The sequence below is a fragment of the Rhizobium sp. G187 genome (assembly GCF_051549525.1).
Classification (GTDB): Bacteria; Pseudomonadota; Alphaproteobacteria; order Rhizobiales; family Rhizobiaceae; genus Allorhizobium.
The window spans coordinates 631179-652410 of the sequence record NZ_JBPUGM010000001.1; the positions used below are offsets into that span (position 1 = coordinate 631179).

A 21232-nucleotide genomic window follows, 5' to 3' on the forward strand; every position below is an offset into this window, starting at 1 on the left:
GAAACTGATTGACAATACAGCGATCTGTATCTTTTATAGTACAGATAATAGTCTTCTGGGAACGACAAATGATGACTCGAAGCGGCGCCACAGCAGAGCCCATGAAGGCCCACCGGCTCTATCTCCTGCTTCGGGAACAGATCTTGAGCGGCGAGGTTCCGGACTCGGCCAAGCTGCCAAGCGAGCCGCAACTGGCACAGGAGCATCGGGTTTCCAGGGTCACGGTGCGGCGCGCGCTCGACAAGCTGGCAAGCGACGGCATGATTGAGCGCCGTCCTGGATCCGGCACCTTCGTCAGCGGCGGGCATGCACGCATGCCTGTCGTGGCCGATCTCGCCAATGCCCTGACCCATCTCGTAGAAATGGGCAGGAAGACGGGCGTGCGGCTGATTGCGTTCTCTTATGTGAATGCCACCCAGGCACTGGCCGAGGAATTGAAGCTGGAGCCCGGCGAGCGGCTGCAGCGATCGATCCGCGTGCGCCTCATCGATGGACAGCCCTTTTCCTATCTCGTGACCCATGTGCCCGAGCACATCGGCATTTCTTATTCCGAGGCCGATCTTGCCTCCACCCCGCTGCTGGAACTTCTGGAGCGATCCGGCCTCGTGGCCGACAAGGCGCAGCAAATCGTCAGCGCGACGCTGGCGAGCCCTGATGTGGCCGCCGCCCTCGACGTCGAGATCGGCGCTGCCCTGTTGTCCATGACCCGCGTGGTCTACGAAGCATCCGGCCGCGGTATTGAGCACCTGCAGGCGCTCTACCGCCCCGACCGCTATTCCTTCCATATGGAACTTGCCCGCACAGGCGACAGCGGCGCACGCCGCTGGACGGCGGCTGACAGCCGCGGCCTGACCGAGGCCAATGAAAATAACGACAAGAAGAATGCCCGCGAGAAGCGGCCACCCCTCAAGAGGAGAACAACACATGACACTGCTACAGACAAATCTGAAACGTAGAACCATCCTCAAGGGAGGTGCCGCGGCCATTGCAACGCTCTCTGCGCCCGCTATCCTTCGGGCTCAGGGCCCCGCGCCGATCAAGGTCGGGATCCTTCAACCGGTCACCGGCGCGCTGGCGCAGGATGGCGAATATGGCCGCCTGGGTGCTGAACTCGCGATCGAAGACATCAACAAGGCCGGCGGCATCCAATCGATGGGAGGCGCCAAGCTGGAGATGGTGTTCGGCGATGCCCGCTCCAATCCGGAAGCCGGCACGCAGGAAGTCGAGCGCATGCAGGAAGAAGGCGTCGTCGCTGTTGTCGGCGGTTTTGCCAGCCCGATCTGCCTTGCCGCCTCGCAGGCAGCCTCCCGCTATGACCTGCCATACCTGGTAGATGTCGGCGTGTCCGACCAGATCACAGGACGCGGCCTGAAGAATACCTTCCGTTTTGCCCCGGGCTTCTCGATCTGCACGGCGGCGGCGATCCAGAACCTCGTGCGGATCAACGAGGCCGCCGGCAAACCGGCAAAGACCGTTGTGCTGGTGCATGAAGATGGCCTTTTCGGTTCCGGCCTTGCCAAGCTGATGGCGACCGAACTGCCGAAATACGGCTTCGAAATCCTGGAGCAGATCTCCGTCCCGACGCCGTCGCGCGATCTCTCAAACGTGACCCTGCGCCTCCGCAGCCTCAACCCTGATCTCATCATACCGAGCACCTATTACGGCGAAACCGTTCTCCTGGCGCGGACCATGCAACAGCAGCGCGTGCGCCCGAAGGCGGTCTATGCCGTATTGAACGGGGCTGCCTCCAACCGTCGCTTCGTCGCCGAATTCCCGGAAGCCGCAGAAGGCGTGATGGACTGCAATCACTGGTACGATCCGCGCAATGAACGCTCGAAAGCCGTCCAGGCGCGCGTCGAGGCCGCCGGCAAGCCATACAACTACAATATCCCGCTCAACTATTCCTCCGTTGCGCTGCTGGCGGATGCCCTGGAGCGTGCGGGTGCGGCAGAGCGCGGCAAGGTCATCGAGGCGCTGAACACCTCAACCTTCAAGGACCATCTGATGCCCTATGGCGAAACCAAATTCGTCAATGGCCAGAACACTGGTGCGGCGCCTGTGTCCACGCAGGTGCAGAAGGGCGAGATCAAGGTCGTCTATCCCGAGGATTTTGCCGACGCCAAGCCGATGTTCCCGGCTAACGGCTGAGGTTGCCAAACCGTGGCAGATCCCGTTTCCGCGGGATCTGCCCACCTGCAACCCAAGTATCTGGACTGACGATGTATTCCCCTACCATCCTCATCGAGGCGATGATCAACGGGCTGTTGACGGGTGCGATCTATGCGCTGATCGCGCTTGGCCTGACGCTGGTCTACGGCGTTCTGCACATCATCAACTTTGCCCATGGAGCAATCCTGGCCAGCGCCATGTTCGCCGTCTGGGGCCTGAACATGCTGGGCGGCATCGACCCCTATCTGTCGATCCTTGTGCTGGCGCCCCTGTTCTTCGGTCTCGGCTATGGCGTGCAGCGACTGATCATCGGGCCTGCAGCCAAGGGAGACGACGGCAACATCCTGCTGATCACGCTCGGTCTGTCGATCTTCATTGAGAATGCGCTTCTGGCGAGCTTCGGCTCGGATACGCGCTCGATCAACTCGGACTTCTCCTTCTCCATAGTCGAAGCTGGGCCCTTTCTGATTTCCTCGCCACGCCTCGTCGGCTTTGCCGGCTCGCTTGTCGTTACCGCCGTCCTCTGGTTCATCATGAGCCGCACCGATGCCGGCAAGGCCATCCGCGCCGTCGCCAAGGAAAAGCTTGGAGCGAGCCTGATGGGTATCGATGTCGGCCATGTCTATGCGCTGACCTTCGGCCTCGGCTGCGCGGCGCTGGCCGTTGCGGCCGGACTGCTGATGCCGACCTTCTATGTCAACCCTCGCGTCGGCGGCGCTTTCGTCAACATCGCCTTCACCATCGTCGTCCTCGGCGGCATGGGCTCCATTCCCGGCGCCATGATCGGCGGCCTGCTGATCGGCGTGGTGGAAAGCCTGAGCGGTCTGCTGCTCGGCGAGAGCCTCGGCCAGATCGGCATATTCGTCATCTTCATCCTGGTCCTGCTCCTGAAGCCGACCGGCCTGTTCGGAGCAAAGGCATGAAGCTCAGCGGTTATATCCCTCTTGTCTTGGTCACGGCGGCGCTCGCGGTCGTACCGCTCGTCTCCGCGTCCAACACCCTCTTCAACTTCATGGTGATGTCGTTGATCATCACGCTCGCCGCCCAGGGCTGGAACATCCTCGGCGGTGTGGCGGGCCAGACATCGTTCGGCCATGCGCTGTTTTTCGGCGTCGGCTGCTATACGACCGCGATGCTGCAAGTCCATCTTGGCCTCAATGCGTGGGTGACCTTCATGATCGCCGTGGCCGCCGGTGGTGCTGCAGGCTTCGTGCTTGGTTTCCTGAGTTTTCGGGCCGGCCTTCGCGGTTCCTATTTTGCCTTGATCACGCTCGCCTTCGCCGAACTGATGCGGATCCTCGCCAATGCGTCCGAATGGACCGGCGGCGCGGCCGGGCTTCTGCTCAAGCTCGATCCCGGCCTTATCAACATGCAGTTCGAAAGCCGGGCATCGTTCCTCTGGCTGGCGCTCGCCTTCGTCTTTGTTGGCCTCATCATCAGCCGGGCCATATCGGGCTCCCGTTTCGGCCCGCATCTGGTCGCCGTGCGCGAGAACGAGGATGCCGCCCGTGCCCTTGGTGTCGATGTTCTGTCCGTCAAGCTTAAGGCGATCAGCCTGTCGGGCGCCATGACGGCTGCCGCCGGCGTCCTCTATGCGCAGAACTTCCTTTATATCGATGCCAATATCGGCTTTGGGGTCTGGATCTCGGTCGAGGCACTGCTCGCACCGCTGGTTGGCGGCCGCGGGCTGGTGCTTGGTCCCCTCATTGGCACCTTCACGCTGCATGGGCTGGGCGAACTGACCAAGAGCTTTGCCGGCCGCATTCCCGGCATCGACCTGATGGTGTTTGCCGTCGTACTGATCGGCGTCGTTGCCTTCGCGTCGGGCGGTGTCCTTGGGCTGCTGCGCCGCTTTGCGCCGCGTCTTGCCCGGAGGATCGCGATATGATGATGCGCACCGAAACCATCACCATGCGCTTCGGCGGGCTGACCGCCGTGGACCAGGCATCGCTATCGGTTCGGGAAGGATCGATTACGGGACTGATCGGACCAAACGGAGCGGGCAAGACCACGCTTTTTGCCGTGATTGCCGGCTTCCTGCAGCCAACGGCTGGGCAGGTCCTCTGGCAGGGTCGTGACATCACGGGACTGCAACCCCATCAGCGGGCACAGATGGGCATTGCCCGCACCTTCCAGATCGTCCAACCCTTCCAGGGGCTGAACGTATTGGAAAATATCACGGTTGGCAGTTATCTGCGTCACCCGCAGACGGACGACGCCATTGCCAAGGCCCGGGCTGTCGCCGAACGGGTCGGCCTTGGTGCGGAGCTGGAGCAGCAGGCATCGAGCCTCACGGTTGCCGGGCGCAAGCGGCTGGAACTTGCCCGTGCGCTGGCGACGGAGCCGAAGCTGCTGCTGCTCGACGAAGTCCTGGCCGGCCTTAACCCTTCAGAGATCCGCGACATCATCCCCGTCATTCGGGCAATCCGCGACGATGGCGTGACCATATTCATGATCGAACATGTGATGCAGGCGGTGATGAACCTCTGCGAGGAGGTCTATGTGCTGGCGCAGGGTCAGATGATTGCCGAGGGGACACCCGCCTCGGTCTGCAATGATGCTGCTGTCATTGAGGCCTATCTCGGCAAGGGCGCCGCCGCGCGTATGGCCAACCTCGGAGGCGCCCATGCTTGAGGTGAAAGACATCCGCACCGGGTATGGTGGTGTCGAAGTTTTGCGCGGCGTCAATCTTTCCGTCGCCAGCGGCGAAATCGTTGCGGTGCTGGGAGCCAATGGTGTCGGCAAGACAACCCTCAACAAGGCGCTGTCCGGTCTGCTTCCCCTCGCCTCCGGCTCGATCACCTTCGATGGCAGAAGACTGGGCGGGTCACCGATCGCAGCCGTGGAGGCCGGGCTCATCCATGTCCCGGAAGGGCGCAAGATCTTCCCCAATATGAGCGTGCAGGAAAACCTGGAGCTTGGAAGCTATCGCCGCGGGCGCGCCGGACGTGCCAGCAACATCGAACGGGTCTACGACACTTTTCCGAAGCTTCGGCAGCGCATGACGCAGATGGCCGGCACGCTTTCCGGCGGCGAACAGCAGATGCTGGCAATCGGCCGCGGCATGATGGCCGAACCGAAGCTGCTGATCCTCGACGAACCCTCGCTCGGCCTGTCGCCGCTGCTGGTCGAGGAAATGTTCGATCTGGTAAAGCGGCTGAATGCCGATGGCCTGCCGATCATGCTGGTCGAACAAAACGTCGTGCAATCGCTCGAGATCGCCCATCGCGCCTACATCATCGAGAACGGGCTTGTGACGATGTCCGGCTCAGCGGCGGAGATCGCGGCCGATCCCGACCTCAAGCGCGCCTATCTCGGGCTTTGAGGGGGAAGATCGGCGATGACGCAAACTCCTCTCCCACCTCTCCATCCCCCTCAATGCTCGGCGAGCGCTTGGCGCGTCAGCAAGTGGGTGTCGGATGCCCCATCGAATGCCGTCGCGGCCACCGCAGCTGCGGCCAATCCGCCGGATCGTACCCGCTCAAGGGGCGCTCCCGCGATGAAGGACAAGACATGACAAGCCTCAAAAACCACATCGCCGGCGGCAGAACGATCGTCGCGCCCGGCGTCTTCGACGCCTTGACCGCGTCGATCGCCACGGATGCCGGCTTCTCCGCGCTGTATCTCTCCGGCGCCGCTATCGCCTATACCCTACTTGGTCGACCGGATATCGGTCTCGTCTCCATGACGGAGGTTGCCGATGTCATCGCCCTGGTCCGCCAGCGGGTGGAAACACCCCTGATCGTCGATGCTGACAACGGCTACGGCAATGCGCTCAACGTGCAGCGGACCGTGAAAGCCTTCGAACGGGCCGGCGCCAGCGCCATCCAGCTGGAAGACCAGACTCTGCCGAAGCGTTGCGGCCACCTGCAGGACAAGCGCATCGTCTCGGCCCAGGAAATGGCCGGCAAGGTCAAGGCGGCCGTCGATGCCCGCGCCTCCGAAGATACGCTGATCATCGCCCGGACCGACGCCGTCGCCATCGAGGGGCTGGAAGCGGCAATCGACCGCGCAGCCCTTTACGCCGAAGCCGGCGCGGACATTCTCTTCGTCGAGGCGCCCCGTTCCGCCGAACAGTTGACAGCAGTAAGCTCCGCCCTTGCCGGTCGCCGACCTCTACTGGCCAACATGGTGGAGGGCGGCAATACACCGATGTTCTCCGCCGCCGAACTTGGCGAGATGGGCTACAGCATCGTGATCTTCCCAGGCGGCATCGTGCGGGCACTCGCGCGCACCGCTCAGGACTACTACGCCTCGCTGAAAGAGCATGGGACCAACACGCCCTTCTCCAACCGCATGTTCGATTTCGACAGGCTGAACGATCTCATCGGCACGCCGCAAATGCTCGATCTCGGCCGTCGCTATGAGCAGTCCGGTACCGCTGCCCACTCTTCATCCGCTGAAGGCAATTCGAAGGACGACGCCGCATGAAAAGCGCTCTTGATCCGGTCACCCTCGCCATTCTGAACGGTCGTCTGGAGCAGATCGCCGACGAGATGGACGCGACGCTCTACCGTTCGGCCTTCAATCCGATCATTGCCGAAGCACGCGATGCCTGCCATGGCCTCTATCACGCGGAGACCGGCGCCACCTTGGTGCAGGGCACGCGTGGCCTGCCGATCTTCGTCGGCGCCATGGCCTTTGCCGTCAAGGCCGTGATCGACAAGGTGGCCGTCGACGGTGATCTCAATCCTGGCGATACCTATCTCTTCAACGACCCCTATGCCGGCGGCACCCATCTCAACGATTTCCGTCTGGTGCGCCCGGTCTTTCGCGGTGGAACCCTCTATTGCTGGATCGCCTCCGTCGGCCACTGGCTGGATATCGGCGGCAATGTGCCGGGCGGGTTCAACGCCAAGGCAACAGAAAGCTTCCAGGAAGGTGTCCGCATTCCACCGGTCAAGCTGGTGTTGAAAGGCGTGATGAACCGTGACCTCCTCGATATCCTGGCCGCAAATTCCCGCGTTCCGACCTCCAATTACGGCGACCTCAACGGTCAATTGAACGCTCTCGATCTCGGCGAACGACGGCTGTCGGAACTGCTCGATGCCTATGGCGACAACACCGTCGCTCAGGCTTTCGATGTCTTCTCCGACCGGGCCGATGCCATGATGCGCGACGCCATCCGGGCGCTGCCGGATGGCACCTACAGCTTCGAGGACTATCTCGACAATGATGGCATCACGCCGGAGCGGCTAACCATCGCGCTCGACCTCACCATCAAAGGTGACGAGATGGTGCTGGATTTCTCCCGCTCCTCGGCGCCTTGTGCCGGGCCGCTCAACATCGCCTATTCGACGGCCGCCGCCTGCTGCTACGTGGCGCTGAAGCACGTCTTCACCGCGGTGCCCGCCAATGCCGGATGCCTGCGCCCGATCACCTTCGTGATCCCCGAGACCACCCTGCTCGGCGTGAAGCCGCCAAAGCCGGTCGGCGGTTACACCGAAACCATCTTGCGTGTCATCGGCGTCGTGTTCGGAGCGCTCGCCAAGGCCGATCCCGCCCGGGCAACGGCCGCCCCCTTCGGCACGATCAATGCGCTGTCGATCGCGGGTTATCGCGGCGATGGCTCCCGCTATGTGATGTTCTCCTTCTTCGGCGGCGGACTGGGCGGAAATCCGGAAAGCGACGGTCTCAACCACGCCAATAACCCGATTTCCATGGCGACCATTCCGCCAGCCGAAATCCTGGAGGCCTCCTATCCCATTGTCTTCACCCAGTGGGCGCTGCGACCGGACTCGGCCGGGGCCGGTTACCATCGCGGCGGTGTCGGCTCCGTCTACGAAGTCGAGACGCTGACCGACGCCGATGTCTTCCTGCTTGGCGAACGCGGTGTCTATGCCCCGCCGGGCGTCGCCGGCGGCCTGGAAGGCGGGCTCAACCGCTTCACCTGGGAGAGCGACGAAGGCGAGCGCACGCCGCCCCTCGCCTCCAAGGTCACGGACGTGCGCGTTCGTGCGGGGCAGAAGGTGCGCATTGAATCGCCCGGCGGCGGTGGTTACGGCAACCCGTGGACACGTCCGCCAGAAAGGGTCGCGCGCGATGTCCGGCTGGGCTTCGTCAGCCGGGAGAATGCCCGGACGCTTTACGGCGTCGAGGTGACCAAGGACGGTGAGGTCGATGCCAAGGCGACCAACAGACTGCGTGAAGGAAAAGCCGCATGAACAGCCATATCAAGAGCCTCAAGGGCGCGGTCGTCGGCGTGGATGTCGGCGGCACCTTCACCGATCTCTTCTACTACGAAGAAGCAACCGGGAAATTCCGCACCGCCAAGGTATCCTCCAATCGTGGCGATGAGGCCGTCGGATTCATCGACGGGTTGAAATCCTTCGGCGCCATTGCCAATCTCGGCTCCATCGTGCATGGCACCACCGTCGGCACCAACGCGCTTCTGGAGCGCAAGGGCGCGCGGACCGCGCTGATCACCACCAAGGGGTTTCGCGACGTCCTGGAAATGCGCCGCCGCGACCGCTTGAATACCTGGGGCCTGTGGGGCGACTTCACGCCCGTCATCGAACGCGACATGCGTTTCGAGGTGAACGAGCGCGTGCTGGCGGATGGAACCGTGCGCGAGGCGCTCGATCCCGACGAAGTTCGCGCCGCCGCCTTGAAGGCGCTCGCCGCCGGCGCCGAAGCCCTCGCCATCTGCTTCATCAATGCCTATGCCAACCCTGACAACGAGTTGGCGGCGCTGGAGGCGGCCCGCTCCGTCTGGCCGAACGGCAATCTTGCCTCATCCGCGCAGATCCTGCCGGAAATCCGGGAGTTCGAGCGAACCTCGACCACGGCGCTGAACGCCTATCTCCAGCCTGTTGTCGGCGGCTATCTCGGCAAGCTGCGCGATGCGCTGAAAGGTGAGGCCTTTTCCGGCCCCTTCCATATCGTCCAGTCGAATGGCGGCGTCATGTCGACGGAAACCGCAAGCCGGCTGCCGGTCCGCACCGCGCTGTCCGGCCCCGCGGCTGGTGTGATTGCGGCCGCCGCGATCTCCAAGGCGGCAGGCTATCCCAACATCATCACCGGCGATCTCGGCGGCACCTCCTTCGACGTATCGATAGTTGTCGATGGGCAGACCTCGCTCGCCGCCCAAACGACGATCGATTTTGGTCTCGTCGTGCGCATGCCGATGATCGAGATCACCACGATCGGCGCCGGCGGCGGATCGATCGCCCATGTCGATGCCGGCGGCCTGCTGCAGGTCGGGCCGGAAAGCGCGGGCTCGCGGCCTGGTCCCGTCGCCTACGGCCAGGGCAACACCCGCCCGACCCTAACGGACGCCAATATCGTACTCGGCCGCATCAATGCAGAGCGTCCGATCGGTGGCAAGCTGTCGAGGCTCGACGTCGAGGCGGCCAAGGCTGCCATCTCTGAGCATGTCGCGGGGCCCTGTGGCCTCGGCGTCATGGAAGCGGCGGAAGCGATCGTTCGCGTGGCGGATGGCCGCATGGCCGGCGCCATCCGTCTCGTCTCCATCGAACGCGGACACGACCCGGCAAAATTCGTCGCCGTTCCCTTCGGCGGCGGCGGTGCGCTGCATGCCGGGGCGCTCATCAAGGATGTCGGCCTGCAAGCCGCACTCGTGCCGCGGTATCCGGGCGTCACATCAGCACTCGGCTGCGTCATTGCCGATATCCGCCATGATCAGGTGCAGACGGTAAACCTGACGGTCGATGAACTGGATGAGGCCGTGCTGGATGCCCGCATGGTGGCGGAAGCCGAGGCCGCGGGCCGCGTCGTCGAAGAGGCCGGCCTGCAGATGGATCGGGTCGACATCCTGTTCGAACTCGACATGCATTATGTCGGGCAGACCCATACGGTCTCGGTGCCGCTGCCGGTGACGATTTCGAATGGTACCTCAGGCGTGACCCGACAGATCGTGCAGGAGGCCTTCGATGCCGCCTACCGCGCCTCCTTCAGCCGCCTGCTGCCGGGCTTGAAGGCCAAGATCGTCAACCTGCGGACCGCCGCGATCGGCCGTCGCCCGCATTTCAGCCTGAAGGCGCTCGCCCCCGATGCCGAATGCTCGGTGGACAAAGCTACCCGCGGCAGCCGCCCGGTCTGGTTCAATGGCGCCTGGCACGACACGGCCATCTATGCACGGCTGGAACTGCCTGTTGGGGCTGAGATCGAGGGGCCGGCTATTCTGGAGCAGCCTGACGCCACGGTCCTGGTCGATCCCGACCTGAAGGCACGGGTCGATGAGCTTGGCAACGTGATCATCGAGAGGCGCTGATGCACGAGACCGTATCCGCCGCACAGACCGGCCTTCTGATCGTCGACCTGCAGAACGACTTCCTCCATCCCAACGGCGCTTACGGGCGGGCGGGTCAGACCGCGGCGGAGATCGCGGCCCTGCCCGAGCGGCTGGCGCCGCTTGCAGACCAGATGCGGGCTGCCGGCAGCTGGATCATCTCGACCCAGTTCACGCTGGTGCCGCTGAAGGGCGGCGAGCCGCTGATCTCGCCGCATCTGAAGACGCTCCGGCCCTTCCTGGCAAAAGGCGATTTCGTTCCCGGCTCCTGGGGGCACCGTCTCGTCGATCGCCTGGCACCGGCCGATATCAGCATCGAGAAAGTCGCTTATTCCGCCTTCTACATGACCCGGCTGGAATGGATACTGCGCAAATGTGACATTCGCAAACTCATCGTTTGCGGCATCGTGACCAACGGCGGTGTCGCCTCCACGGTGCGGGATGCGCATGTGCGCGATTTCGACGTGACCGTCTTGTCGGACGGCTGCGCTGCCTTTTCGGCAGACGTGCACGAAACGGCCCTTGCAGCCCTAAAGCCCGTCTGCCGCGTGGCGACCATTGCGGACATGTTGGTGCAAACCAGCGACTGACGGTTACGACCATGGCACGCGCCGGTCGCCCCGGCGCGGATGGACATCAACCGATCTATCGGAAAGGCAAGAGCCAGCCGCTTCTGGCCCTTCCCTATGCGCTGGAGCTCAATGACAGCACCACGCGATCGGACGGCAAATAACTGCGCGTTGCCATAGAGTTTCTTGCCGCTCACGCCGTCACTTTCCTGATGCTTAAAAACCATCGCGTCGCCGGTCCGGTAGCGGACGCGGCGGCACTATCGTAAACCAAGGGCTCCGTCGGCAACAGGGCCGGCGGCGCTGCGGTAACGCAGAGATCAGGGTTTGATTGCCTTGTAGATCATGTCGTACTGCCGCACGAAGATTTCCGACAGGATGAACGGACCGGCGTCGGCGGCAGGCGTGTCGCAGCTGCGGTTCTGGCAGTAATAGGCACGGCACATGGGCTGCGCGATGCCGCCGGGCTGGGCGATATCGAAGAACTGATCGCGGTACCCCGCGTCGTTGAAGCTGGTTTCAGTGCCGTAATCGCAGAAATAGGGGGTTCTGGCGAAGGCAGCTTTCATGCCCGGTCCGAGCGCATCGTAAAGCTCGCGATGGCATTTCGCATCAAGGCCACAGGCGAGGACCGACATGCGGAAGGCCTCGGCCGGCGCGGTCAGCGCAGATCCGTTTTCACCTTCGCTTTCATGCTCACGGATCGCGGCGATGTAGGACTTGAAATGCTCCAGGAAACCATTGGGCTGGCCGAATTTGTATTTCCACAGATCGGCATAGACATTGCTGCCGGTGCAGGCCGCAACCGCCGCCTGGATTTTGTCCGTCTTGCCATATTGCGCGCAGATGCCCGGAAGATTCAGCACGAAAAGATTCGGAACGCCCTTATCCTGACACACGGCCTCGATGAACTGGGGGGCCTGCACGCCGCAGGCCTCGTCCAAGCGCGTCTCCACTTTTGCGGGCATCGGGGTCGCGGTCTGCGCCTGGGCCTCCAGCGGCAGAATCAGGAGGGCGAGAGCGAGAAACGGCAATATTGATTTCATTGGAAGCCTTCGTGGCAGACGGGTGGGATGATACCCCCCATATCTGCCGGGTGATCTGATGAGAACTGCATGCCAGCACAACGCAGCCATGCGCCAGGCGCGGGATGTTCCAATTCAGGACAGATTTGACGTGATATCCGGTCACCGGATGTTCGGCACGGGTGCAGGACGGCCAGCCTCAGCTATCGAGGCCGAGCACCTTTTCCAGGGCCTCCCAGCTGTCATCCATGGCATAGGCGGCGAGAAAGGGAAGATTGATGTGGCCATAGAGCGGGGAGAGCTGCCACTCGGCCTCTTCCTCATCGATCCCCGCGACCTGTTGCAGGAAGATCACGGATGCCAGGCCCGTCCGGTCGGCGCCAGACATGCAGTGCACGAGGATGGGTTGCTCGGCGCTCTTGAGGATGGATAGCAGTTCCTGGGTGCGCTCCGGGGTCAGGTCGCGACTGGCGGACATGCGAAAATCGACATGGGTGGCGCCATGGGCTGAGGTGGCTGCCACCTCGTCGTCATACCAGCCTTTGCCGCGATTTTCACCTCTGAGGTTGATCACTGTCCTGATGTTGTAACGATCGATCTCTTCGCCCAGTCGCGCGCCGGAAAGCTGGGCAGAGCGATAGAAGCGTCCAGGCAGAACCTCATGAAAATTGCCCGACAGGATCAGGATACCGACATAGGCGCCGAAGGCGAGCGCCAGGAAAAGAATACCCAGAGCGATCCGTCGCACGCCCTTGATCAAGCGACGCGTTTCATCGGCGCGGCCGGTGTTTGCGGGGAGGCCTTGGGTCGTGTTCATGGTCTTGGGCTCCAGGCCACGCTATCGGCGTTTCGGTTCGATCGCAGTCAATGCAGTGATAGCATGCGTTCGACCTGCCGAAAATCGCGCGCTCTTCCCTGGAGGCCTTCAGAGCAGGCCGAGTTCCGCCAATTCCCGCTTCAGGTCATCCGGCATGTCCTCGATATCGGCCCCGGAGGCTGAGAGGTCGCGCGGGGCTGACGCCGCGTCGAGATAACGCCAGCCCTGAAAGGGGCGGCGCGGCGCCGGAGCAACTTCAATCACCTCGGGACCCAGGATCAACTCGCAGCGGGTGATCCCGTCACCACCGGTGAACGTCTTGATGTCGAGGAGTTTTTGGCGGGCGGCCAGCTGACCCTTGATGATCCAGTAGAGCGAACCACCGTCGAGGAGTTCTTCCACGCGCTTGGGGACCATACGCGTCACATGGGAGGACTGCGGCTCCATGCCGGCCGCAACGGCGATCAGCGAGCGCTCGGCGACCCAGTTGCGCAAGTCATCGATCGAGTCGGCGCCGACGCAGAGTTTGAGAAGATGCAAAGCCATGGCTACCGAGATAGCTGGTCCAGCGGCCGGGTCAAGGGATGCAATGCCGCAGGCGGCTCGCGCTCAACAGTTTCCACGGATTGCGCCCTGGCGGTCATCCTCTGCTGTGGTCGGAGCGGCTCGGCGGCATGAACCTGACCTATCGCGAATTCGCGGAGCAGAACCTCGGGACAGGCCCGAGGATGACGACGGAGGCGTTTCAGGACAAGGCTACTCCCCTGCCCGCATCAACACTCAACAACGTTGACGGCCAGGCCGCCGAGCGAGGTTTCCTTGTATTTCTCGTTCATGTCGTTGCCGGTCTGACGCATGGTTTCAATCGCGGCATCAAGCGGCACGAAATGCTGGCCGTCTCCCTTCAGCGCCAGTGAAGCGGCGGTGACCGCCTTGACGGCGCCGAGCGCGTTGCGCTCGATGCAGGGGACCTGCACAAGACCGGCGACGGGGTCGCAGGTCATGCCGAGATGATGCTCAAGCGCGATTTCCGCAGCGTTCTCGATCTGCTCCGGCGTGCCCCCCATGACGGCGGCAAGTCCGGCAGCGGCCATGGCAGAAGCAGAGCCAACCTCGCCCTGACAGCCGACTTCGGCACCCGAAATCGAGGCATTGTGCTTGATGATGCCGCCGATGGCGGCGGCCGTCAGCAGGTAGTCGCGAATGCCTTCCTGGTCGGCATCCGGATGGAAATGCAGATAGTAGCGGACGGTTGCGGGTACGACACCGGCAGCCCCGTTGGTCGGCGACGTGACGACGCGACCACCGGCCGCATTTTCCTCGTTGACCGCCATGGCATAGACCGAAAGCCAGTCATTGGCGAGCACGGGATTGAGGCGGTTGGAGCGCCATTCTTCCTGCAGCTGGTCATGGATCGACTTGGCGCGGCGACGAACTTTCAGGCCGCCGGGAAGCTGTCCCTCCTGACGCAGGCCCCGGTCGATGCAGCTCAGCATCGCATCCCAGATCCGGTCGAGGCCGGCATCGAGATCGTCGCGGGATCGAACGACCTCCTCGTTCGCCCGCTTCATCTGGGCGATGGTCAGCCCCGAGGACGCTGCCATTGCGAGCATCTCCTTTGCGGATGCGAAGGGGTAAGGCACCTTGTGGGTGCTCGCCTGCTTCTTCTGCTTCTGCATAGCAAGGAGCTCGGTATCGGTGACGACGAAACCGCCGCCGATCGAATAGTAGATCTGGGTGAGCAGGACGCGGCCATCCTTGTCCAGAGCCGAGAGCCGCATGCCGTTGGCATGGCCGGAAAGCGGGGTCTTCTTGTCGTAGACCAGATCGTCCTTCGGCTGGAAAAGATAGGCCGGATGACCGGGCGGCATGACGCGACCCGTCCGCTCAACGTCTGCAATGATGCCTTCCATGCGGTCGGGGTCGATCGTGTCGGGCGCCTCGCCCATCAGGCCGATGATGACGGCATTGCCTGTGCCATGGCCAATCCCGGTATAGGCGAGCGAACCATGCAGGCTTGCCTTCAACGCGGCAACCTGCGCGCCAGCCGGGCGCGGCCACTGGTCGGAGAGAATGAGATCAAGAAACCGGTTGGCCGCCGTCATCGGTCCCATCGTGTGGGAGCTCGAGGGGCCGACGCCGATCTTGAACACGTCGAAAACCGAAAGAAACATGAGGCTCCTCGCATGTAGGCTACAAAGCACTGAAGCTAGAGCATCGCCTAGCACGAATGCACCTCGCAATCGACATTGGCTTTCACTGGCGCGACATTCCCGCGCTGACGCTGGCTTCGAGCGGTTTTCCCCTGCGGGTGCAGAGAACCGCTGAAAGCGCGAAAGGCGCGGTCGATCAGACCGCGCCTTTCGTCGAGACTTGCATGTGAAGCGTCAGAGACTGCCGAAAAGGTAAGCCAGGCACATGATGCCGGCGAAACCCATCAGAGCTCGGAAGGTAACGCCCCAGCACGACTTCTGGAAACTGTCTTCCATGTATACTCCAGTGGAACCACATGTTGAAGAAAGCCGTCCCCCGACCGCTTTCTGGCCATCTCACTAGTCAATCGCTGAGCGTTTCGCAACCGCAAAAATGGCAAAAGCAAGGCACCAGTTTCGGGTCAGCCATGCGCCCTACGCATGGGCTCCAATGATTTCAACGGGTTGAATCTCGACATAGTTAATCATCAATGAATTCGCGCCCGTTGGATTTCGGGGGGCGGTGAGCAAAATTAACCGACCATTGTGAAGCGAGCCCAGCTTGCGATAATGGGTGGCGAGCAACAGATGGAGCCGAATGATGACCCTTCCCGACTACGCCGCCGTCGTGACGTTCATGGCTCTCTGGTTTGCCTATGCATGGATCACCGGCCAGAAGCGGATCCTGTCGCGCACAAGCCTGACCAAGGCCATGGCGGAGCGTCGCCGCGAATGGATCCTCAATTCGATGGATCGAGACCTGAAGATGATCGACACGCAGATCATGGGCGGGTTGCAGAACGGCACGGCGTTTTTCGCCTCGACCACGATCTTCGCCATCGGCGGCTGCTTCGCGCTCTTGGGAGCGACCGAACAGGTGGATGCGATCCTGAAGGACATTCCATATATCGTGCAAGGCGGTCGCGCCATGTTCGAGCTGAAGGTCTGCGGGCTGATCGCGCTGTTTGCCTATTCCTTCTTCAAGTTCGGCTGGTCTTATCGGCTGTTCAACTACTGCACCATTCTCTTCGGCACGATCCCGATGATCGAAGAGGCGAAGCTGGACCCGGCGCGGGCGGCAGCTGCCGCCGAGCGGACCATCCGGATGAACATTATCGCCGCTGCCCATTTCAACATGGGCCTGCGGGCAATCTTCTATTCGATTGGCTATCTCGGCTGGTTTGTGAGCCCTTACGTCTTCATGGTTGCCACGACGCTGGTTTTCATTGTGCTGATCCGGCGGCAATTCTTCTCCGAAGCGCGGCGGGCGCTTCTGGCCGATGGCGCGGATTGAGGGGGAAACTGGGACGAGGCGGCGGTGTGCCATGAAATCGCCGCCTTTGCCTTTGAGCCAGCGGGGCCTAAATCTCGACAAGGGCGATGGTGCAAAGCGTGAAAAATCAAGAGGAACGAGCCGTGTCGGACAGCATGAAGGCAGAGCCCGAGGCGCCGAGACAGCGTCTGCCGTTTCTGGATGCGGCACGCGGGATGGCGCTGATTGCCATGGCCACCTACCATTTCTCCTGGGACCTCGAATTCTTCGGCTATCTTGAGCCGGGCACATCAACGCATGGCTTTTTGCGCATTTACGCCCGCGTGATTGCTTCGACCTTCCTCTTCCTCGCCGGTTTCAGCCTTGTGCTGGCGCATTTTCCAAGGCTGCGCCCCGGGCCGTTTTTCCGTCGGCTCGGTCTGGTGGCGGCGGCGGCGGCGGCGATCTCTGTGGCGACCTTGTGGTTCACGCCCGATGCCTGGATCTTCTTCGGCATCCTGCATGCCATTGCGCTGTCGAGCGTGATCGGCCTCGTTTTCCTGCGCCTGCCGCCCATCCTGACGGCGGGAGTGGCGGCCGTTGCGGTTATCCTTCCGTCATTTGCCCGCTCTGCCCTCTTCGACAGCCCGCCCCTGCTCTTCCTTGGGCTCTCCGAGAGCATGCCGCGTTCGAATGATTATGTGCCGCTTCTGCCATGGGTCGGCGCTCTGCTGGCCGGCATCGCCGTTGCCCGCTTCCTCGTCGATCGTCAGGCGCTGGGAGTCGTCGCCCGACTGCCAGCCGGCCCTGGATGGTTACGGCTGGCTGGACGCCACTCGCTGACCGTCTACCTCCTGCATCAACCGGTGCTGATCGCCTTCCTCTATGGCGCAAGCATGATCGTGCCGCCGCCGGCTGCCGATCCTGTCGCCGCCTACAGCAGCAGCTGTGAGGCGGCCTGCCTTGAGCAAGGAAATGAAGCAGGCCTTTGCCAGCGCTTTTGTGCCTGTACGCTGGAGCGGCTGCAGGCCCAGTCTCTGCTGGAACCACTCCAGTCTGGCGCAATCTTGCCGGAGCAGGATGAACGCGTACTGGCGCTTGCGGGTGAATGCACCGTGAAGAGCCGCCAGGCACCCTGACGGAGTCTTCATCATGAATGCCTACCGTTTGAAGCCACTGCGTTATCCCTGGCCGCCCGTCCTTTACGGCATGGCCCTGTTGCTCGCGCTTGTCGCGGCCCAGCTCGCCCCCTTGCCCATGGGCAGTGGCCATCCATGGCTGTTCCGAACGGGCGGGCTCCTCTTGTTCATTGCCGCCGTCCTTCTTGATATCTGGGCGATGAAGACGCTCTTCGAGCACCAGACGCCGTTCACCAACACAGGCTGTGCACGCCATCTGGTGAAAACCGGGCCGTACCGGCTGACGCGCAACCCGATCTATCTCGGTTACACGCTGGCGACGATTGGCCTTGGACTGATGATGGGCAATGGGTGGTTGCTGCTGGCGGCCCTTTTGGCCGCAATCGGCATTCGGTTTGCCGTCATCCGTTGCGAAGAGCAGCACCTCCTCGCACGGTTCGGGATCGACTATGAATACTATTGCCGCCGGACACGTCGCTGGATCTGAGTGACGGCTGGTTGACGACCGATAGCGGATCTAACAACGGGCGCAAGCGCGGCCGAAGCATCGCCAAGACGAAGAGTGTGCCTCAGCTGCCGACGCCGATTTCGACCATGCGAGTGAGACAGGCTTCCTCGGCCTGATCGAGTTCGGTAAGCGTCTCGTCGATATCGCGGCGCTTCTGGCGAAGATCCTCACGCTTCTCGTCGATCTTCTTCATCATCAGCTTGAGCTGGCCGATCTCGCCGGGCGGCTCCTTGTAGACATGGACGATCTCGCGGATTTCGGCGATCGTGAAGCCGATGCGGCGACCGCGCAGGATTTCCTGGAGGAGGCGGCGGTCCGCGGCGCGGTATAGACGCGTGCGTCCACGGCGCTCGGGATGCAGAAGTCCTTCGTCCTCATAGAAGCGCAGGGTCCGCGTCGAGACGCCGAATTCACGCGTCAGTTCGGTGATGCTGTAGTATTTCTTCACGATATGCCGTTTCCTCTCGGGAAAGGCATCATATTGACTTTTACGTACAAGTCAATTTTTCGCCACTCAACTCATGAACCACCAGGTAGACAGTCCGAGAAACGAGAAAAACCCGGTCATATCCGTAATAGCGGTGACGAAGACGGCTGACGAGACGGCAGGGTCGGCCCCTGCCCGGCTCAGGATCATCGGGATCATGATCCCGGCCATGGCGGCCGCAAACATGTTGATCATCATGGCGGTGGTAATCAGCCCCCCGATGGACACATCCTGAAACCACAGACCGGCGACAAGCCCGACCGCGCAGCCGAAGACAGCGCCATTGATCAGGCCAACACCGGCCTCACGCCGCACAACCCGAAAGGCGTTGTGGATGTCGAGGTCGCGTGTGGCAAGTGCCCGGACGGTGACGGTCATGGTTTGCGAGCCCGCATTGCCGCCCATGCCGGCCACAATCGGCATGAGCACGGCCAGCGCCACGATCTTTTCGATCGTAGCCTCGAACAGGCCGATGACAGAGGCGGCCATGAAGGCCGTCACCAGGTTGACCGCGAGCCAGGGGATGCGCGAACGCGAGGTTTCGCGGACACTGTCGGACAGTTCTTCATCGCCGACGCCACCGAGGCGAAGCAGGTCCTCCTCCGCCTCTTCCTGGATCACGTCAACGACGTCATCGATGGTCAAAACACCAACGAGCCGCTCATTCTCGTCGACGACGGCGGCGGAGAGAAGGTCGTACTGCTCGAAGAGCTGGGCTGCGTCTTCCTGGTCCATCTCGGCGGGGATGGGGTGATTGGTCTCGTGCATGATCGTCTCGATCTTCACCTGCCGCTTGGTGCGCAGGATTGCATCGAGATTGACGGCGCCGAGCAGCTTGAAGGTGGGATCGATGACGAAGATCTGGGTAAAGCTCTCGGGCAGGTCCTCCTCGTCGCGCATGTAGTCGATCGTCTGGCCGACCGTCCAGAAAGGGGGAACGGCGACGAACTCGGTCTGCATGCGCCGACCGGCCGAGCTTTCCGGATAGTCAAGGGCGCGGCGCAGACGGACCCGCTCGGTGAAGGGAAGTTGTGCGAGAATCTCTTCGCGATCCTCGTCGTCAAGGTCTTCGAGAATGTAAACGGCGTCGTCCGAATCGAGCTCGCCGATCGCGGCCGCGATCTGCGCGTTCGGCATCTGGTCGACGATCTGCATGCGGATCGCTTCGTCGACTTCTGTCAGGGCCGTGAGGTCGAAGTCGGTGCCAAGCAGCTTGACCAGCGCATGACGCTGGTCGGGCTGAATCGCCTCAATCAAGTGGCCAAGCTCGGACTCATGCAGTTTGGCAACGGTCTGCCGCAGATAGAGCACGTCTCGATCGGCGATGGCAGCGCCAACCATGGTCAGGAAGTCGTGGCGGATCGAGCCTTCCTCGTCATAGATGTCGGCCTGCACCTCGTCAGTGGGGAGGCGATCGAGCATCTCGTCTTCTCTCTCGGTCATGTCCGCCCCTCGCCTGCTCGCTGCTTCGCTTCCGCCCGGAGAATGGCCGCTGAAACGCCTTTGTCAACAAGCGGATAGAGAGAATTTCCTGCCGCCGATGCAAAGCACTGCACATCCTGATAGCCTGATCCCCGGATAGAGATAGACCCATTGCACGCCAAGCCCCAGGATATGACGAGACCGTGACGAAATTGACAATCTGCCAATACCCGGACGCTGCGCTTTCGACCCCATGCATGCCGGTGACGACCTTCAATGCCGAACTCTCCACTCTGGCCGACAATCTCTACGAGACCATGAAGGCCGCCCCCGGCGTCGGCATCACGGCCGCCCATTGCGGTATCTTTCTGCGCCTGGTCGTTCTTGATCTTGCCGAACTCGGCGGACGCCGGAATTTCGTCAATCCGGAAATCCTTTCCCATTCCGAGGAGATGATGACGCATGTTGAAGGCAGTGTCTCCATGCCGGGCTTCACCGACGAACTGCAACGTCCACGCCGAGTGACCGTTCGCTACCAGACCCTGGACGGGACGCCGACCGAGGAGGCGCTGGAGGGCTTTCCTGCGATCTGCATGCAGCACGAAATCGACCAGCTCGATGGCATTTTCTGGCTGAAGCGCCTGTCGCGCCTGAAGCGGGACAGGCTGGTGAAGCGCTTTGAGAAGGCGCATCGCTGACGCAAACGGCGCGCACGACTATATCCTCGGCGGTGACACCCTTGGCGGCAACAAATCGGGCTCTCACCCGTTAGCTGTTGAAGCAACCGAGGAAGGAAGACCCGATGGCCAAGGATGACCGAAAGACCGAATTTTCCCGCGAGGCCGATTATCGCGACTACGACCAGCGCAACATCGCCGACGGATGGCCTTACAGCGACGGCGCAGGCGCCGTGGACCAGCCCGTCGCCAACCGCAGCTATGGCGAGACTGACGCGAATTTCGACCGTGACAGGAATGGCGGCTTCCGTGTCGATACGGTGGAAGCGGACGGCTTTCAGCCCGCGCCAGCAATGCCTGACGCACCCACAACGGACCACCGGGTGGACGAAGACGCGTTGGAGGCGGATGTGGCCACAGCGCTTGAAGACCTCGACGACAGCCTCATCTCTGCGCTTGATATCCATGTCGACGGCGAGATCGTCACCCTGCGCGGGGCGGTCGATACGGCTGAAGAACGGCGCATGCTGGAATTGCGGGTGCTTGGTGTCCGCGGTGTCGGATCGGTGAAGAACTTCATCACCACACTCGGCGTGGACAGCCATATTCCGTCCGACGCTGATTGATACAAACGACCGGAAGGAAAGACCGCGTCAGACGGCGCGGTTTTTCTGTATCTCGCGCAGGCGCTCTTAAAAAGCGGGTCCTGACTAGCCCCGCCCCA

The 21232-nt window shown here is 62.2% G+C and carries 22 protein-coding genes; 16 read left to right on the forward strand and 6 right to left on the reverse strand.

What is annotated here, in order from left to right:
* Positions 1-68: 68 nt before the first annotated feature.
* The 11 genes from ACSV9I_RS02950 to ACSV9I_RS03000 all read left to right on the forward strand — a co-directional run bounded on the left by ACSV9I_RS02950 (position 69) and on the right by ACSV9I_RS03000 (position 11153).
* Positions 69-956, forward strand: coding sequence for a GntR family transcriptional regulator (locus tag ACSV9I_RS02950; RefSeq protein ID WP_438327102.1), 888 nt, complete (start codon positions 69-71; stop codon positions 954-956).
* Positions 925-2148 carry an ABC transporter substrate-binding protein gene (locus ACSV9I_RS02955; protein ID WP_438327103.1) on the forward strand — a complete coding sequence of 408 codons (1224 nt, stop codon included), beginning with the start codon at positions 925-927 and terminating at the stop codon, positions 2146-2148. The genes ACSV9I_RS02950 and ACSV9I_RS02955 overlap by 32 nt, the downstream gene beginning before the upstream one ends.
* 71 nt (positions 2149-2219) lie before the next feature.
* A complete protein-coding gene (locus ACSV9I_RS02960; RefSeq protein WP_438327104.1) occupies positions 2220-3092 on the forward strand; it encodes a branched-chain amino acid ABC transporter permease in 873 nt (290 codons plus the stop codon).
* On the forward strand, positions 3089-4057 hold the full coding sequence (locus ACSV9I_RS02965) for a branched-chain amino acid ABC transporter permease (protein ID WP_438327107.1): 969 nt from the start codon (positions 3089-3091) through the stop codon (positions 4055-4057). The genes ACSV9I_RS02960 and ACSV9I_RS02965 overlap by 4 nt, the downstream gene beginning before the upstream one ends.
* Positions 4057-4803 carry an ABC transporter ATP-binding protein gene (locus ACSV9I_RS02970; protein WP_438327680.1) on the forward strand — a complete coding sequence of 249 codons (747 nt, stop codon included), beginning with the start codon at positions 4057-4059 and terminating at the stop codon, positions 4801-4803. The genes ACSV9I_RS02965 and ACSV9I_RS02970 overlap by 1 nt, the downstream gene beginning before the upstream one ends.
* Complete coding sequence (locus tag ACSV9I_RS02975) at positions 4796-5494, forward strand: ABC transporter ATP-binding protein (RefSeq protein WP_438327109.1); 699 nt, start codon at positions 4796-4798, stop codon at positions 5492-5494. Before ACSV9I_RS02970 ends, ACSV9I_RS02975 begins: the two co-directional genes overlap by 8 nt.
* Before the next feature lie 188 nt (positions 5495-5682).
* Positions 5683-6600 (forward strand): isocitrate lyase/PEP mutase family protein, encoded by a 918-nt coding sequence (locus ACSV9I_RS02980; RefSeq protein ID WP_438327111.1) that lies wholly within the window; start codon positions 5683-5685, stop codon positions 6598-6600.
* Entirely contained in the window at positions 6597-8333 is a 1737-nt protein-coding gene (locus ACSV9I_RS02985) for a hydantoinase B/oxoprolinase family protein (protein ID WP_438327113.1), read from the forward strand. The genes ACSV9I_RS02980 and ACSV9I_RS02985 overlap by 4 nt, the downstream gene beginning before the upstream one ends.
* Positions 8330-10402 carry a hydantoinase/oxoprolinase family protein gene (locus ACSV9I_RS02990; protein WP_438327114.1) on the forward strand — a complete coding sequence of 691 codons (2073 nt, stop codon included), beginning with the start codon at positions 8330-8332 and terminating at the stop codon, positions 10400-10402. The genes ACSV9I_RS02985 and ACSV9I_RS02990 overlap by 4 nt, the downstream gene beginning before the upstream one ends.
* Positions 10402-11010 carry a cysteine hydrolase family protein gene (locus ACSV9I_RS02995; protein ID WP_438327116.1) on the forward strand — a complete coding sequence of 203 codons (609 nt, stop codon included), beginning with the start codon at positions 10402-10404 and terminating at the stop codon, positions 11008-11010. Before ACSV9I_RS02990 ends, ACSV9I_RS02995 begins: the two co-directional genes overlap by 1 nt.
* 11 nt (positions 11011-11021) lie before the next feature.
* The gene (locus ACSV9I_RS03000; RefSeq protein WP_438327119.1) at positions 11022-11153 is read left to right on the forward strand and encodes a hypothetical protein; all 132 of its coding nucleotides are present in this window, start codon (positions 11022-11024) and stop codon (positions 11151-11153) included.
* A gap of 156 nt (positions 11154-11309) precedes the next feature.
* Here ACSV9I_RS03000 and ACSV9I_RS03005 read toward each other — a convergent pair whose 3' ends face one another.
* The 4 genes from ACSV9I_RS03005 to ACSV9I_RS03020 all read right to left on the reverse strand — a co-directional run bounded on the left by ACSV9I_RS03005 (position 11310) and on the right by ACSV9I_RS03020 (position 15005).
* Complete coding sequence (locus tag ACSV9I_RS03005) at positions 11310-12035, reverse strand: hypothetical protein (protein WP_438327121.1); 726 nt, start codon at positions 12033-12035, stop codon at positions 11310-11312.
* Positions 12036-12213: 178 nt separating this feature from the next.
* The gene (locus ACSV9I_RS03010; protein WP_438327122.1) at positions 12214-12831 is read right to left on the reverse strand and encodes a tyrosine-protein phosphatase; all 618 of its coding nucleotides are present in this window, start codon (positions 12829-12831) and stop codon (positions 12214-12216) included.
* 108 nt (positions 12832-12939) lie between these two features.
* Positions 12940-13377 (reverse strand): DUF1489 family protein, encoded by a 438-nt coding sequence (locus ACSV9I_RS03015; protein ID WP_438327124.1) that lies wholly within the window; start codon positions 13375-13377, stop codon positions 12940-12942.
* A gap of 227 nt (positions 13378-13604) precedes the next feature.
* Positions 13605-15005 (reverse strand): L-serine ammonia-lyase, encoded by a 1401-nt coding sequence (locus tag ACSV9I_RS03020; RefSeq protein ID WP_438327125.1) that lies wholly within the window; start codon positions 15003-15005, stop codon positions 13605-13607.
* 619 nt (positions 15006-15624) lie between these two features.
* Between ACSV9I_RS03020 and ACSV9I_RS03025 the strand changes: the two genes are divergently transcribed.
* The 3 genes from ACSV9I_RS03025 to ACSV9I_RS03035 all read left to right on the forward strand — a co-directional run bounded on the left by ACSV9I_RS03025 (position 15625) and on the right by ACSV9I_RS03035 (position 17901).
* Entirely contained in the window at positions 15625-16317 is a 693-nt protein-coding gene (locus ACSV9I_RS03025; RefSeq protein ID WP_054158530.1) for a DUF599 domain-containing protein, read from the forward strand.
* Between the two features lie 134 nt (positions 16318-16451).
* Positions 16452-17414 (forward strand): heparan-alpha-glucosaminide N-acetyltransferase, encoded by a 963-nt coding sequence (locus ACSV9I_RS03030; protein ID WP_438327682.1) that lies wholly within the window; start codon positions 16452-16454, stop codon positions 17412-17414.
* Between the two features lie 13 nt (positions 17415-17427).
* The gene (locus tag ACSV9I_RS03035; protein WP_438327127.1) at positions 17428-17901 is read left to right on the forward strand and encodes a methyltransferase family protein; all 474 of its coding nucleotides are present in this window, start codon (positions 17428-17430) and stop codon (positions 17899-17901) included.
* 82 nt (positions 17902-17983) lie between these two features.
* Here the strand turns inward: ACSV9I_RS03035 and ACSV9I_RS03040 are convergent, their stop codons facing one another.
* Positions 17984-18370, reverse strand: a complete 387-nt coding sequence (locus ACSV9I_RS03040) for a MerR family transcriptional regulator (RefSeq protein ID WP_438327129.1) — start codon at positions 18368-18370, stop codon at positions 17984-17986.
* A gap of 66 nt (positions 18371-18436) precedes the next feature.
* Complete coding sequence (gene mgtE, locus ACSV9I_RS03045; RefSeq protein WP_438327131.1) at positions 18437-19852, reverse strand: magnesium transporter; 1416 nt, start codon at positions 19850-19852, stop codon at positions 18437-18439.
* Positions 19853-20034: 182 nt separating this feature from the next.
* Here mgtE and ACSV9I_RS03050 point away from each other — a divergent pair, with 182 nt between their 5' ends.
* Both ACSV9I_RS03050 and ACSV9I_RS03055 read left to right on the forward strand, forming a co-directional pair.
* The gene (locus ACSV9I_RS03050) at positions 20035-20529 is read left to right on the forward strand and encodes a peptide deformylase (protein WP_438327134.1); all 495 of its coding nucleotides are present in this window, start codon (positions 20035-20037) and stop codon (positions 20527-20529) included.
* Positions 20530-20633: 104 nt separating this feature from the next.
* On the forward strand, positions 20634-21134 hold the full coding sequence (locus ACSV9I_RS03055) for a BON domain-containing protein (RefSeq protein WP_438327137.1): 501 nt from the start codon (positions 20634-20636) through the stop codon (positions 21132-21134).
* Positions 21135-21232: the final 98 nt, after the last annotated feature.